Genomic DNA, 15,555 nt, shown 5'->3' on the forward strand with positions numbered 1-15,555 from the left:
ACTATAATGAAGAAAAAGACACTACTTATTGTGAGCATGCTTGTACTAGTTATGTTTGCGCTAACAGCTTGTGGCAGCAAGTCACCTAAGAGCGTTGTAGAGGATAACCTCAAGCAGATTAAGACTGAGAAGACTTCTTCGAACGTTTCTAAGCTATTCAACGACAAAACTCTAGAGCAGAAGTATGGAAAAGAGTATGACAAGTTCATCAAGAAGGTTCAGGACTTCGATTATGAAGTAAAGGACGAGAAGGTTGATGGAAAGAAAGCAACTGTAAAGGTTGAGATTAAGACATACGACTTCGGTGCAGCTTACAAGACTACTTATGATACCGTAGTATCTGACGCTAAGAGCGGAAAGATCACTGCAACAACAGATGTTAAGGACTATGTTTACAATCTGATGTTCCAGAACCTAAACAGTGTAAAAGATAAGTCTTACAAGAAGACAGTTACTATCAACTGTACAAAGAACGACAAGGGCGAATGGACAACTGATATTAACAGCAACGTTGACTTCCTAGATGCAATGATGGGTGGAATGTTCACAGCAATCAAGTCTGTTCAGGCAGGACAGGCAGCACAGTAGCACCTGTTTATCGGCTATCCGATAGATTAAGCAAATAACAAAGACCGTGGCTGCAAAGCCACGGTCTTGTTTTACATAGAGATTATGTGTTTGGATTTAGCATTAGAAGTACAAGTCCCCCGCTGTCATGATATTACTTGGCAGGGGAAGCAGCTTACTTCATGAGCTTACAGATTCTCTCTCCAAATGCTAGCGGATCTTCAACTGGCATACCTTCGAGCACAAGCGCCTGATCATACAGGAGATTTGCATAGTCGTTCACTTTGTCACTATCTCCGGCTTCTACGGCCTTCTTAATAGCATCAAAGAACGGTAGGTCGCCGTTAAGCTCAAGGACTTTATCTGCTTCAACGCCTGATAGCTCTTTGTTACCAGACATTGCTGCTTGAGCTTTGAGGATCTTCTCCATCTCAATAGACACTCCGTCAGATGTTGCGAAGCATACAGGATGATTCTTGAGTCTGGTCGATAGGATTACAGATGATACCTTATCGCCTAGGGCTTCTTTGATCGCACCCAGTGTACTCTTCGCCGCTTCGTTTTTATCCGCTTGAGCTTTTACCTCCTCTTCAGTTTTCTCAAATCCTAAATCCTTGTCGGATATATTCTTGAACTCTTTGCCATCGTATTCTCTCATCGCCATAAATGCGAATTCGTCAATATTATCAGTACAATAAAGAACTTCATAGCCCTTATCTGCAAAGAGGTCCATCTGCGGCATCATCTTAATTTTACTTCTCGACTCACCAGCAGCATAGTATATGTATTTCTGGTCGTCAGCCATCCTTGAGACATAGTCTTTCAGCGTAGTCATGCTTTCGGTGGTGCTACTATAGTATAGAAGCAAGTCCTTAAGCTTATCCTTATCTGCTCCGAAGTTATCATATACTCCGTATTTGAGCTGGATTCCAAAGTTCTCAAAGAACTTTTCATACTTCTCGCTTTCTTTATCTCGCATCTCTCCGAAAGTCTGTAGCAGTTTCTTCTCTAGTCTCTGTGCGATAGCACGAAGCTGTCTATCTTGCTGGAGCATCTCTCTTGAGATATTTAGCGATAAATCAGGAGAATCAACTAGACCGCTGATAAATCCAAAGTAACTTGGTAGAAGATCCTCGCATTTATCCATGATTAGGACGCCACTCGAGTAGAGCTGAAGTCCTGGCTTAAAGTCTTTGTTATAGTAATTAAAAGGCACGTCGCTAGGTACAAATAGCAGTGCATCATATGATATTACACCTTCAACATTAGTGTGGATTACTTTTAGCGGATCGCTCCATGCCATGTATGTCTTTTTGTAGAAGTCACTATACTGTTCATCTGTTATTTCGCTTTTTTTCATCTTCCATAGAGGCACCATGCTGTTGAGTTTTTCGTCCTCAGTATAAGTCTCGTACTCAGGCTTATAATCCTCAGAATTCATCTCTTCCTCAGAGGCTGGTTTCTGTCGCTGCTTTGTAACGTTCATTACGATTGGGTAACGGATGTAGTCGGAATACTGCTTAATGATGCTTTTAATCCTAAACTCGTCTAGGAACTCGGAGTATTTATCGTCTTCAGTATCATCCCTAAGATATATGATTATGTCAGTTCCAACATCTGTACGCTCTGCCTTGTCGATTGTGAAGCCTTCGGCACCTTCGCTCTCCCACATATATGTCTGGTCGGAGCCATAGGCCTTAGAGATTACTTGAATTTTCTTCGCAACCATAAACGCGCTATAGAAGCCGACACCAAATTGACCAATGATATCTACATCCTTCATCGATTCAGCGTTATCTGCTTTAAATTTAAGAGAACCGCTGTTGGCAATTATTCCGAGGTTATTTTCAAGTTCCTCTTTGCTCATACCGATTCCGTTATCTGAGATTGTAAGAGTTCTCGCGTCTTTATCAACTGCAATTCTGATTTCGTAATCATCTCTAGATTTTCCTGTACAGCCATCTTCGGCTTCCTTATAATAACGCTTATCAATCGCATCGCTCGCATTGCTGACAAGCTCTCTCATAAATATCTCGCGGTTGGTGTAGATAGAGTTGATCATCATATCTAAGAGTCGCTGCGACTCCGCTTTAAATTTCATTTTTTCCATATCAAAACCTTCTTTCATAAGATTATTTATCTCGCTGTTAGCACTCTCTAGTGCTGTCTGCTAATAATATACTACTAGTCGTCAGATAATTCAAGAATTTATCAACAAAAATGATATAGTTCTAAACTATAAAATTAGATTGCACAAAATTAAAAATCACAGAATTTTCATAATCCATAAAGTTCATGAGGTATAATGAACTTAAGATAATAACGGTGTGCTATAGGTTCATCGTAAGAATACATACATAAGGAATCAATTATACGGAGGTACTAGAGATGGGAAAGAAGTATGATGTTGCAATTATTGGCGGAGGACCAGCAGGCCTTACTGCAGGAATTTATGCAGCTAGAGCAGGCAAGTCAACTGCAGTTATCGAGCGTGGACTTATAGGAGGGCAGATTACTTTCACAGATTCTATAGATAATTTTCCTGCTGCGCCAGGAATGAACGGTGCAGAGTATGCAATGAAGATTCAGTCGCAGGCTGAATCGTTCGGCGCAGAAATCATCATGGATGAAATAACTGAAGTTACTGCGCCAGAGACTGAGGGAGGAACGTTCAAGATTAAGGGTAATAGCGACGAGTATGAAGCTACAGCCGTTGTGCTTGCCACTGGACTTGATAATAGAAAGATGGGAATTTCTGGTGAAGATGGTCTAATAAGCCGTGGAATTTCTTTCTGCGCAGTGTGTGACGGTGCGTTCTTCAGGAACAAGGAAGTCGCAGTATATGGCGGGGGAAATACAGCTGTAGAAGATGCGGCATTTCTCGCCAATATCTGTTCGAAGGTCACTATAATTCACAGGAGAGATAGGTTCAGAGCGGAGCAGGCAGTTGTAGATGAGCTGAAAGCACTTGATAATGTTGAGTTTGTAATGACTAGCAATGTTGTAGGCGTGAACGGAGATAAGGCGCTGGAGTCGATCACCGTCAAAAACAACGAGACAGGTGAAACTAGGGATATCGATGTCAGTGCTCTCTTCGTAGCTATCGGCAAGATTCCGAATGGAAAGCCTTTTGCAAATCTTGTAGCTACTGATGAGGCTGGGTATTTCGATATCGGTGAAACCTGTGAAGCAAGTACTCCTGGCGTGTTCGTAGCTGGAGATGGCAGATCAAAGGAATTAAAGCAGTTAACTACTGCAGTGTCCGACGGATCCATTGCTGCAACGAAGGCTTGTCACTACGTTGATAGGATGAACGGACAAGAATACGTTTAGGAATTTCTGAATTTGTAGTACAATAAATGAGCACGATTAACATATAGGTAATTGGATATATAGGAGGAATGAAATGGCAGATAATATGCAGACACCTGAATCCTGCAGCCATGATTGTTCAAGCTGCGGGTCAAGCTGCCCATCAAGAGAAGGCGGTGCGCATGGTGGTCATGAGAAGCTAAATGAGCATAGCAGTGTTAAGAAGGTTATAGCAGTTGTCAGTGGTAAAGGTGGCGTTGGTAAATCGATGGTTACCGCATTATCAGCTGTAACGGCTAATAGAAACGGATGCAAGGTTGGAGTTATGGATGCTGACATCACAGGACCTTCAATTCCAAAGATGTTCGGTATACATGATAAGGCTTACGGCAGTGAGATTGGTATTATTCCAGGTAAGAGTGCATCAGAGATTAAAGTTATGTCGCTCAATTTGCTCACAGAAAACGAAAGTGACCCAGTAGTGTGGAGAGGCCCTGTAATCGCAGGGGCTGTAACACAGTTCTGGACAGATGTAGCATGGGGAGATCTCGATGTGATGTTCATAGATATGCCACCTGGAACAGGCGATGTGCCTCTCACAGTGTTCCAGTCACTTCCAATCGATGGAATCATCGTAGTTACATCACCACAGGAGCTCGTATCTATGATAGTTGAGAAGGCAGTAAAGATGGCGAAGATGATGAATGTTCCTATCTTGGGTCTTGTTGAGAATATGAGCTACTTCGAGTGCCCGGATAACGGCAAGAAGTACGAGATCTTTGGAAAGAGCCATGTAGACGAAATTGCATCAGAGAATGGGCTCAAAGTGCTTGCAAAGCTCCCAATCAATCCTGATTTAGCTACACTGAGCGATCAGGGACGAATCGAGTTTGCTGACACGACAGCTCTCGACGAGTCTATAATGCAGATGCTGCACGATATTGAGAAGTAGTGTCACGCATCTATATTGATACTATATATAGAAAAAAAGCCTCAGAAATCTCGAGAGAGAGGACTGGGGCTCTTTATTTGCCTAGATACTTTGTTTAATATATTGAGATTAGAGATTAATATATTGACACTGTAGTTAATGTGATTATAATAGTGATGTTGGTTTACAAATACTAAACTAATTATTTATTATAATGCATGGCAGTAAATAATATTACAAGCATTTTTATGTGGATATACTGCAAATACAAAGCATTTAGATTGGACGATAGATGGAAATCGGAGAGAAAATTAAAGAGCTTAGAATAGAACGGGGACTCACTCAGGAGGAACTCGCAGATAGAGCAGAACTATCGAAAGGGTTTATTTCACAGGTAGAGAGAGATCTGACCTCTCCATCGATTGCGACACTAGAGGACATCGTTATATCTCTTGGCACAGACCTCACGTCATTCTTCTCAGAGAAGGAGAGACCGCAGGTCGTATTTAACAGAGAGGATTACTTCGTTAAGGAAGATGAACGACATAAGAGTACTATAGAATGGATTGTTCCAAATGCTCAAAAGAACAACATGGAACCCATAAGAGTGACCATAGGTACTGGCGGCACAACGATACCTGATAACCCTCATGAAGGCGAGGAATTCGGATACGTCATCAAAGGTAGTATAGATGTACATATAGGTAGTGATGCATATCATGTGGGAAAGGGCGAGTCGTTCTATATATACCCAGAGCAAGAGCATTATATAAGCTCTGGCAAGGGTGCTGAGATTATATGGGTGAGTTCGCCACCTAGTTTCTAGAACTATAGGATAATGCTTTACGACAGCAAAATTGGAGGAAGATTTTGAACGAGTTAATCAGACTTGACAACATAGGGAAGAGCTACGGTGACCACGAGGTGCTAAGCGATATCTCGCTCTCAATCAGGGAGAACGAATTTGTAACGCTGCTAGGACCATCGGGATGTGGCAAGACCACGACCCTGCGTATCATCGGAGGATTTGAGACTCCTGATATAGGGAAAGTAATTTTTGACGGCAAGGATATAACCAATGTCCCACCGAATCAGCGTAATGTAAATACAGTATTTCAGAACTACGCGTTGTTCCCGCATATGACAGTGCAGGAGAACATCGCTTTTGGACTGCGTGTAAGCGGTAAATCCGAACAGTACATAAAGGATAAAATCGCATACGGACTTAAGCTCGTTAATCTCGACGGTTATGGAAATAGAAGAGTCGACAAGATGTCAGGTGGTCAGCAGCAGAGGGTTGCAATGGCACGTGCGATAGTTAATGAACCTAGAGTTCTGCTACTAGATGAGCCACTTGGGGCTCTTGATCTTAAGCTCAGACAGGAGATGCAGTACGAACTCGTTAGACTCAAGAAAGAGTTAGGCATTACATTTATATTCGTTACTCATGATCAGGAAGAAGCCCTGACGATGTCAGACACTGTCATCGTCATGAACAATGGCTACATTCAGCAGATGGGAACACCTGAAGAGATTTATAATGAGCCTGAAAATGCTTTTGTAGCAGACTTCATCGGAGATAGCAATATCGTCGATGCCAAGATGGTGGATGATAAGCTCGTTGAGATAGACGGGCATGTATTTAAATGTATTGATGGCAGGGAAAATGGATTTAATGTCGGTCAGCCTGTCGATGCGGTAATTAGACCCGAGGATATAGAGATTCGCGAGTATGGAGAAGGCATCATGAACGGCAAGATTATCAGCAAGCTGTTCATCGGAGTTCACTACGAGATGCTCGTGCAGAGTGAGGATGGTAAGGTGGAGTGGCTACTCCAGAATTATGATTCTCATGAAGTTGGTGAGACGATAGGTATGTATGTAAGACCTGAAAACATTCAGATCATGCACAAGCCTACATCAGAGGACGAGGAGGCACAGGAAGTTGATATCTAAAAAAGGATATACAGCACCTTTCGTCATCTGGATAATCGCAGGGACTATAATCCCGATTTTGACAATTGCGTATTACGGAATAACCGATAGAAACGGTGCCTTTACATTTGAAAATATCACGGCGATGTTTAATTCGCAGCACCTTGAGGCGCTCGGCATGTCTCTGCTGCTCTCAGTTGTGAGCACGTTGGTATGTCTTGTGCTGGCTTTTCCTATGGCTTTAATTTTGAGGGAAAGCAGGTTCGGCAAGCAAGGTTTTATGATATTTGTCTTTATACTTCCTATGTGGATGAATTTCCTGCTCAGAACTATGGCATGGCAAGTTCTCCTCGAGAGACAGGGAGTGATCAATTCTGTGCTCGCATCCATAGGACTAAATAGACAGGAGATGATGGGAACACCTGGAGCAGTGGTGCTCGGTATGGTATACGACTTCCTGCCATTTATGGTGCTTCCTATTTATAACGTCGTATCCAAGATCGATAACCGCCTGATTGAGGCAGCATATGACCTTGGAGCAGGCAAATTCTATGTGTTCAGAAGAGTTATCTTCCCGCTAAGTATCCCTGGAATTGCAAGTGGAGTGACTATGGTCTTTATCCCAGCACTCACTACATTCGTAATATCTAACATGCTTGGAGGTGGCAAGGTTAATCTGATTGGAAATATTATCGAACAGGAATTCACTGTGAACTCAAACTGGTATCTAGGCTCTGGACTTTCACTAGTTATGATGGTATTTATCATCGTCAGCATGCTTATAGTCCAGAAGTTTGGCGATGGAGAGGAGGATCATTTATTATGAAGAAATTCTTCGGAAATATGTATTTGATAATAATAATGCTCTTCCTGTATCTGCCGATTCTAACGCTCATATTCCTATCATTCAACGAGAGCCGTTCGATGTCGGTTTTTACGAGATTTTCGCTGAAGTGGTACCAGGAGATGTTTCACAGCAGACTCATACTTGGAGCTATTGTAAATACATTTTCGATAGCTATCTTAGCTTCACTTATCGCAACTGTAATCGGTACTTTGGCAGTGCTCGGAATTGAGTCGCTAAGACCTGGTGCGCAGCAGACTCTCCTAGCAGTGAACAACATACCTATGCTTAACGCTGATATCGTAACTGGTATCTCGCTGATGCTATCGTTTCTGCTATTTGGAGTATCGCTAGGCTATATGACTATACTATTCTCACATGTTACGTTTTGTATACCGTACGTGATACTTTCAGTACGGCCGAGACTTAACAAGAGGACGGATACCCTTTTTGAAGCTGCGATGGACCTAGGGGCTTCACGTCCATATGCTTTTAGAAAGGTCGTTCTTCCTGAACTCATGCCGGGAATAATGTCTGGTGCGCTTCTTTCGTTTACGATGTCAGTAGATGACTTCGTAGTTACACACTTTACCAGGGGTGCAGGCATCAATACTATATCGACACTCATATATAGCGAGGTAAAGATCGGAATCAGACCATCGCTATATGCGCTATCTACGATAATATTTCTGATAGCTCTAGTAGCATTATTGATCGTCAACGTGAATAGGGATAAGGAGCCAAAAAGGGCATGAAGAAATTGATAATGGGTTCTCTACTACTACTGCTACTTCTTACAATGACAGGATGTAGAAGTGGCGAAAATGGAGAAGTTTATGTATACAGCTATGGAGATTACTACGACCCGGAGGTTGTTGCGGATTTCGAAGCTGATACTGGAATAAGAGTAATTCAGGATACATATGATACTGCAGAGGAGATGTACCCTATAATAAAGAATGGTTCTGCGAACTATGATGTAGTGTGCACGTCCGATTATATGATAAGCAAGATGAAGGGCGAGAATCTGCTGCAGAAATTGGACAAAAAGAATATTAGAAACATTAAAAATCTTGATGAGGACTACATGAGAAAAGCCGAGGAGTATGATCCAGGCAATGAATATTCTGTTCCATATCTGGTCGGAGTATCAGGGATTCTATACAATAAGAAGATGGTGAAGGGTAAGAAGATAGACTCGTGGAACGCACTATGGGACCCTGATTTTAAGAATAACATAGTCATGCAGGATAGTGTGCGCGATGCCTTTGCAATCTCGCTCCTAAGACTTGGCTATTCACCTAACACCACAAATCCTAAAGAAATCGAAGAGGCGAAGAACGCACTTAAGGAGCAGAAGAAGCTAGTATATAAATACGCAAATGATTCGGCTAGAGATCTGCTAGCCGATAAATCAGCTGCAATTGGTGTTGTGTGGAATGGTGAATACAACTACACGCACGATCTCAATAAAGATATTGAGTTTGTAGTTCCGAAGGAGGGATCGGAGTTCTTCATCGACTCTTGGGTTGTGCCTAAGAGTGCCCGCAATAAGCGAAATGCAGAAAGATTCATAAACTACATGTGCAAAGCGAAAGTAGCGAAGCGCAATTTTGACTATTTATATTATACGACTCCGAATACTGCAGCGATCAAAATGATTCCTTCAAAATACGTTTCTAATCCAGCGCTATTTCCTAGCAAGGAGACGATTGCTCGCTGTACGCTGCTAAGGAATCTCGACCCTGATACGACTAAGCTATATGGCGATAGCTGGAAGGAAGTAAAGTCAAAATAGGATATACATAAAGCGGAGATAGACTATGAACGATAGACAGATAAAAGCTTTTGTAGAAGCAGCTCGGCTTCTTAATTTCACAAAGGCCGCTGAAAAGCTCTATGTGCCACAATCTCAAGTCAGTCGTGCGATTAAGGGACTCGAGGATGAGCTAGGGGTGATATTATTTGACAGGGAAAACTCTAGAAGTATTAAGTTATCACTCGCTGGTGAGAAATACTATAGTCTTTTTAAGAGGTTCGATGCTGAACTTGCCAAAACTAGAGAATCGCTTAGGGACGAGACGCATGAGCTGAGGCTCGGATACAATATCGGGTGGAATATATCACATTTTCTCCCACAAGTAATAGATAAATGCCGTAAGACATACGATGACTTCTCGGTTAGAATTGAATGCCTTAGCTTTGAGGCACTCATGAACAAGCTTCAGTCAGGACAGCTAGATGCAGTGTTGTCACTAGATGATTATATGCAGGGCACTTCGGAATTGGGAATTGAATATGAAGTCGTGACCGAAGTTGATCGGTCTATAATCTATTCACATAAACTTCTAGATAGGAAGGTGAATAGTCCAAAGGAGTTAAAGGGTGCAAAGATGTTTGTCGCCGAAGATCCAAAGCTGCGTGAAATTATCTCGCTCATAGGATTTAATCTTAGACCGTACAACTTTATACCAGAGATTGAAGTGGTTCCTAATCTTGAGTCGATGTTTGCAAATGTGCAAAATGCAAGAGGCATCATACTGGCAGACGAATGGGTATCTGTTGGAGGTGGAACGGAAATTCACTCGATTGGGATAAGTAGCAAAGCGAATGTCGCTTTGGCTTGGCACGAAAATGCACCGAACAGAGAGGTTAAATTATTTAAAGAAGAGCTTAAGCTACACTTCAAAGGCTAGATAGTCGTAGAGCATGAATAACAAAAGTGTTGAAGAATGATAGGTATCAATGCAAAATGCGCATTGATACCTATTCGTTTTTTGTGGGTTCTAATAGGGCTATTTAAGTGATAGTCTATAGTCATCAATTAGTTAAGTATGAGATTTATATATAAAATATAAGGAGGGTAACATGTCTAGAAGAGAAGAGATGCTTTTTAAAAACACTGAGTTCGTCGGTTATTCAGATCTGAATAAGAAACCGGGTTTTCAGATGGGAATGCATCGTACGAAGGATGGCAGATATTATCTTTATACCGCTTGTTTCCGCGACAACGGGTTTAATATCGTCGATGTTACAGATCCTGCAAATCCAGTTGCAAAGTGGGTTGAGGGAGATTGGGTAGGTGAAGTTCACGATGGACAGAGCCTCGCTAAGCTGCAGGTAGCTGATGGCAAATTGATCGCTTGCTATGGTGGTACTATGAGAGTTCTACATGGCACTCACGAGCAACCATATTGGGGTGGGTTCAAGATTTACGACATAGAGGCAGATCCTTTAAATCCTAAGCTGCTCGGACAGTTTGAGTGCGAAGATGGTCCTGGAGTTCATCGTAGCTTCTATAATGGTGGAGACTACGCATATATTATGGGCAGTAAACGCAACTTCAGAGGGTATATCCTAAGAATTGTAGACATCTCGGATCCAACTAATCCGACAGAAGTAGGAAGCTGGTGGGCAGATGGACAGTATCTCGGTAACAAGAAGGCATCTGACATGCCGGAGGTTGGGACTGAGCCATTTATGAAGCTCCCTAATGGACATGCAATAACGGTAAAAGATGATGTCGTATATGCAGCTTTTCCTAATGTAGGATTTTGCATGATCGATGTACACGACAAGAGTAGACCTAGACTTCTTGGAAACGTCTCTCTAAATCCTCCATTCAGTAACGGTCAGTCGGGAGCAGCTGTGCATACAGCAATGCCTCTTGGGGATAGACCATTTGCCATTGTTACCACAGAAGGCGAGAGAACATGGTACTTCGATAACAATAGAGAAGAAGGAATGTTCCATAAGATTACTAGTCAGCCTATGAACATCATTGGAATGATTGAGACATCTGATAAAGAGAACCCAGCACTCATCTCTGTATTTCCATACCCAGAGGTACCAGAAGCGTATAAGAAGTGTCACGGAGAGAACTTCAACATCATCGATGGTCAGAGGGTGGTATTTGGACCACATAATATGTTCGATGCGTTCGGACAGGACTGCCTCGAGAGCAGAGATGACAGAGTGTATAACTGTCACTTCCAAGCGGGTCTTCGTATTTATGATGTTTCAGATCCGTTCGTACCAAAGGAGATTGCCTACTTCATGCCACCAGATCCAGAAGGTACTTGGTTTGATATCGATGAAGGTACGCTATTCCCTGGACCACATGTTGGACATGCTGAGGACTGCATAGTAGATGATAGAGGGTACATCTACGTGGATACATATCAGGATGGACTCTACATCGTTCGCTGCACAGTATAGATATAGCTTCTATGATATTACCTTTGTAAATATCAATAATATGTCACTAAACTTTGGCGACTTCCACTATTAGGAGGTCGCTATTTTTGTTACTTTTCTTTGATAAAGTGTCCAAAATAAAAAGGTATTGATTATTCTTATTTTAACCCCAATAAATCAAAGCAATTATTGAAGTTGTTAATATATATAAAAATTTTTAGGTATTTAGAGTATTGTTTGTTACAATAGTCAAGAATGTATCACAAGGATGATACGTTTGAAGGTATGATTGGAGGTAACAAAATGAAAGTAAATGCAAAATCTATCGATTTAGCGAAGGTACAGGCTGAGGCTGAAGAGTCATATCGCAAGGGATTCTTCTGCTGTGAGGCAGTTATGGAAGTTATTATGGATAACTTTGAGCTAGATGTTCCACATGAGATTATCAAGATGGCATCTGGTATGGCAATCGGTGTTGGTAAATCTGGATGTATCTGCGGTGCTCTCAACGGTGGGGTGCTGGCAATAAGCATGTTCTTCGGTAGAGATGAGCAAAGGGGGCCTAAGGATCCAGAGGTTGTAAAATGTATGAGCATGACAAATGAACTTCACGACTGGTTTAGAGAGAATAATACAAAGAAGGCAGCATGTTGCCGTGTTCTTACAAGAGAATTTGATATGAGCCAGGGTGGTCATAAGTCGCAGTGTATCTACTATACAGGAATGTGTGCTGCAAAGGCCGCAGAAATACTCGCTCGTGAACTCGGGATCGAGACTACTGGGGAAATCAAAGTCCTTTCTCATGACGACTATCTCAAGACTAGAACTACGCCACTTGAAGCTTAAAAATTGTTTTTGTAGAGAACGGAGAATGTGATTATGATTAAGAAAGTACCTTTTCCCATATGTGGTGTGATGCTTGGAACAGCTGCCCTCGGAAATCTACTACAGAGTTATTCGGAGACGGTTCGAAATATCTGTGGGATCTTGGCGGCATTTTTGCTGGTTTTAATACTGTTAAAGCTCGTAAAATATCCGAGTACAATAAAAGAAGATTTGGATACTCCTGTAATGGCTGGAGTAGCAGCAACTTTTCCAATGGCACTGATGATACTCAGTACCTACGTTAAACCATTTATAGGGCAAGGCGCATACTTTGTCTGGATATTCGCTATAGTATTACATGTCATATTAATCGTGTATTTCACAGCGAAGTTCTTGCTAAAATATGACCAGAAGAAGGTCTTCACGACTTGGTTCATCGTATATGTAGGAATTGCAGTTGCAGGAGTAACTGCACCTGCGTATGGAAAGACTGGATTTGGAGCAGCGACATTTTGGTTCGGCCTGATTACACTGATCCCACTTCTTGTAATAGTTATCAAGAGGTATGCAGTGCATCCGCTGCCAGAACCGGTAAAACCACTTAGTGGGATATTTGCGGCCCCTATGAGCCTTTGCATCGCAGCATATATTCAATCGGTTCAAGTGAAGAACTTTACGCTGCTTATGGCGATGTTCGTAGTCGCAACAGTACTGTATGTATATTCTCTAGTTGTCTCTCTTGGATTGCTGAAGAAGTTCTATCCGAGCTTTGCGGGTTTCACATTCCCTTTTGTAATCAGTGCGATTGCTACTAAGCAGACGATGGCATGTTCTGCTCTCATGGGGCATCCACTTCCATGGCTAAGCAACATAGTTCTAGCAGAGACAGTAATAGCAACGGCGTTCGTAGCATTTGTGTATGTTAAGTATATGGTGTTTATATTTGCTGGGAATGCAGGTCATGAAGGTAAATAACGTAGATGAATCAATAAGCGGAAATGCCCGCCAGAAGGTAAGGAAATAATCTTCTAAAAGAATCCTTTGAGATGAATATTAATAGACCGCGGCATATGCCGAGGTCTATTTTAGTGTGAACATATACTGATGTGCACTTCACGAAAAAAACATATAGTATTTCATTTTATATGTTGACACATGGGGGCTGTGATAGTAGACTATGTGTAGTGATTAGCACTCCATATTGATGAGTGCTAACAGAAAATTTGAGGACAGGAGGGAGAGCAATGGATATTAGTGAGAGAAAACTTCAGATCCTCCAGGCAATTATTACTGATTATGTTAAAAGTGCGGAACCTGTTGGCTCGCGGTCACTTGCTAAGAAGTATGGACTAGGCGTCAGCCCAGCTACGATTAGAAATGAAATGGCTGATTTAGAAGAGCTTGGTTACCTGACTCATCCTCACACTTCGGCAGGCCGTGTGCCTTCTGATAAGGCTTACAGACTCTATGTAAATAGTCTGATGAGTAAGCACGATCTTTCGCCAGAGGAAAAAGAGATTATTAACGAGAGAATGCAGGTGAGTGTGGCTGAGTTTAATCAGACACTTCAGCAGGCCGCAGAGCTTCTATCTGATATTACAAAACTTGCATCCTTTGCGATGACACCATCAGCAAGCTGCGACACGTTAAAGTTCATAAGGCTACTCCCAGTAGATGAAGCCACAATCGTGTTAATGATAGTTTCGGATACAGGTAATGTTAACAATACTACGCTTAAAGTGGATGTTCCATATACACCTGAGTCTCTAGAGGTTTTGAGCAAGTCGATGACGTATAACTATAAGGGGACTACGATAGATGAGGCCCTTAAGAAATCGATTATCGCAGATTTCAATTCTGACCTTGAGGCGATGAGTCCGCTAGCAAGCAAGATTATGCCTAACTTTATGAAGACGCTTGAGGATATGCTCAATGTCAATCTATACATGGAAGGCTTGACTAATATATTTAATATTCCTGAGTACAGTAGCATTGATAAGGCAAAGGCTTTTATCGAGCTAGTTAGCAAGAAGGATGAATTTGCGAAGGACATGCTCCAGCGTGATGATGGAATAATCGTGACTATAGGAGATGAAAATAACGATTCTTCGATGAAAGATTGCTCGCTTGTAACAGCGACATATCATGTAGATGGTAAATTGATAGGAAAGATTGGTGTAATTGGACCGACACGTATGAACTACAGCGAGGTTACTTCTATTATGGAGTATCTGACTGAGAACCTCAGTAAATCGTTCTTGCTAAGCGAGGGAAAGGAAATTAAGGATGACTGAAGAGAAAAAGATTAATGGCGATCAAGCTGAAGCTCAGACGAAAGCGACAGAAGAGCTTAAGACTGAAACTTCAGATTCAATAGATAACAATATGGAAAATGAAACAACATCAAAAGAAGATGAGCAGCCTGAATCCTCAGAAAGTTCCGAGGATAATGCTTCGGAGGTCGCTACAGAAGATAATAGCAAGAAAGCGGAAGCTGAAGAGAATGGCGATGCAAAATACCTCAGACTGATGGCAGAGTTTCAGAACTATAAGAAGCGAGTTGCAAAGGAGAAGTCCGATATACATTCTTATGCAAATGAAAAGATTGTAACTGAACTACTCGAGATACTTGATAATTTCGAGAGAGCGCTCGCGACTGATAATTCCACAGATGTAGAAGGTTATGCGCAGGGCATGAAACTTATCTTTGATCAATTGCTCGGAGTGCTCACGAAGTCTGGACTTGTGGAAGTGAAGGCTCTTGGTGAAGAGTTTGATCCTAACATGCATAACGCAGTTATGACAGCAGATAGTGAAGAGTACGACAGCAATAAGGTTTGTAGCGTGCTCCAGAAGGGATATACCCTTAACGGAAAGGTCATTAGACCTTCGATGGTTACTGTCGCAAAGTAGTGCGGTAGCACAAAAGGCGAGTACATAAAAT

At 41.9% G+C, this 15,555-nt stretch carries 15 protein-coding genes; 14 read left to right on the forward strand and 1 reads right to left on the reverse strand.

All coding sequences use genetic code 11. The features are described 5' to 3' along the window. Positions 1-6: 6 nt before the first annotated feature. Entirely contained in the window at positions 7-588 is a 582-nt protein-coding gene (locus tag C5Q96_RS00675) for a peptidylprolyl isomerase PrsA family protein (protein WP_106056238.1), read from the forward strand. A gap of 154 nt (positions 589-742) precedes the next feature. Here C5Q96_RS00675 and htpG read toward each other — a convergent pair whose 3' ends face one another. Beyond that, the gene (gene htpG / locus C5Q96_RS00680; protein ID WP_106056241.1) at positions 743-2,677 is read right to left on the reverse strand and encodes a molecular chaperone HtpG; all 1,935 of its coding nucleotides are present in this window, start codon (positions 2,675-2,677) and stop codon (positions 743-745) included. 278 nt (positions 2,678-2,955) lie between these two features. Between htpG and C5Q96_RS00685 the strand changes: the two genes are divergently transcribed. From C5Q96_RS00685 to grpE, 13 genes are all read left to right on the forward strand, one after another. After that, complete coding sequence (locus C5Q96_RS00685; protein WP_106056243.1) at positions 2,956-3,900, forward strand: NAD(P)/FAD-dependent oxidoreductase; 945 nt, start codon at positions 2,956-2,958, stop codon at positions 3,898-3,900. Positions 3,901-3,973: 73 nt separating this feature from the next. Continuing rightward, positions 3,974-4,831: an Mrp/NBP35 family ATP-binding protein gene (locus C5Q96_RS00690; protein ID WP_106056245.1), complete on the forward strand. Its 858-nt coding sequence runs from the start codon at positions 3,974-3,976 to the stop codon at positions 4,829-4,831. 271 nt (positions 4,832-5,102) lie between these two features. After that, a complete protein-coding gene (locus C5Q96_RS00695) occupies positions 5,103-5,636 on the forward strand; it encodes a cupin domain-containing protein (protein WP_106056247.1) in 534 nt (177 codons plus the stop codon). 41 nt (positions 5,637-5,677) lie between these two features. Continuing rightward, positions 5,678-6,766, forward strand: a complete 1,089-nt coding sequence (locus C5Q96_RS00700) for an ABC transporter ATP-binding protein (RefSeq protein ID WP_106056249.1) — start codon at positions 5,678-5,680, stop codon at positions 6,764-6,766. Next, a complete protein-coding gene (locus tag C5Q96_RS00705; protein WP_330403806.1) occupies positions 6,756-7,571 on the forward strand; it encodes an ABC transporter permease in 816 nt (271 codons plus the stop codon). Before C5Q96_RS00700 ends, C5Q96_RS00705 begins: the two co-directional genes overlap by 11 nt. After that, on the forward strand, positions 7,568-8,344 hold the full coding sequence (locus C5Q96_RS00710; protein ID WP_106056251.1) for an ABC transporter permease: 777 nt from the start codon (positions 7,568-7,570) through the stop codon (positions 8,342-8,344). The genes C5Q96_RS00705 and C5Q96_RS00710 overlap by 4 nt, the downstream gene beginning before the upstream one ends. Beyond that, positions 8,341-9,387 (forward strand): ABC transporter substrate-binding protein, encoded by a 1,047-nt coding sequence (locus C5Q96_RS00715; RefSeq protein WP_106056253.1) that lies wholly within the window; start codon positions 8,341-8,343, stop codon positions 9,385-9,387. The genes C5Q96_RS00710 and C5Q96_RS00715 overlap by 4 nt, the downstream gene beginning before the upstream one ends. 25 nt (positions 9,388-9,412) lie before the next feature. After that, positions 9,413-10,285 (forward strand): LysR family transcriptional regulator, encoded by an 873-nt coding sequence (locus C5Q96_RS00720; protein WP_106056255.1) that lies wholly within the window; start codon positions 9,413-9,415, stop codon positions 10,283-10,285. Positions 10,286-10,457: 172 nt separating this feature from the next. Further along, positions 10,458-11,807, forward strand: coding sequence for an LVIVD repeat-containing protein (locus C5Q96_RS00725; RefSeq protein ID WP_106056257.1), 1,350 nt, complete (start codon positions 10,458-10,460; stop codon positions 11,805-11,807). A 282-nt stretch (positions 11,808-12,089) separates the two neighbouring features. Then, positions 12,090-12,632 (forward strand): C-GCAxxG-C-C family protein, encoded by a 543-nt coding sequence (locus C5Q96_RS00730; protein WP_106056259.1) that lies wholly within the window; start codon positions 12,090-12,092, stop codon positions 12,630-12,632. A 33-nt stretch (positions 12,633-12,665) separates the two neighbouring features. After that, positions 12,666-13,586, forward strand: a complete 921-nt coding sequence (locus C5Q96_RS00735; RefSeq protein WP_106056261.1) for a TDT family transporter — start codon at positions 12,666-12,668, stop codon at positions 13,584-13,586. Between the two features lie 269 nt (positions 13,587-13,855). Continuing rightward, on the forward strand, positions 13,856-14,905 hold the full coding sequence (gene hrcA / locus C5Q96_RS00740; protein ID WP_106056263.1) for a heat-inducible transcriptional repressor HrcA: 1,050 nt from the start codon (positions 13,856-13,858) through the stop codon (positions 14,903-14,905). Next, on the forward strand, positions 14,898-15,524 hold the full coding sequence (gene grpE, locus C5Q96_RS00745; protein WP_106056265.1) for a nucleotide exchange factor GrpE: 627 nt from the start codon (positions 14,898-14,900) through the stop codon (positions 15,522-15,524). Before hrcA ends, grpE begins: the two co-directional genes overlap by 8 nt. Positions 15,525-15,555: the final 31 nt, after the last annotated feature.

The organism is Mogibacterium diversum, from assembly GCF_002998925.1.
Lineage (GTDB): Bacteria > Bacillota > Clostridia > Peptostreptococcales > Anaerovoracaceae > Mogibacterium > Mogibacterium diversum.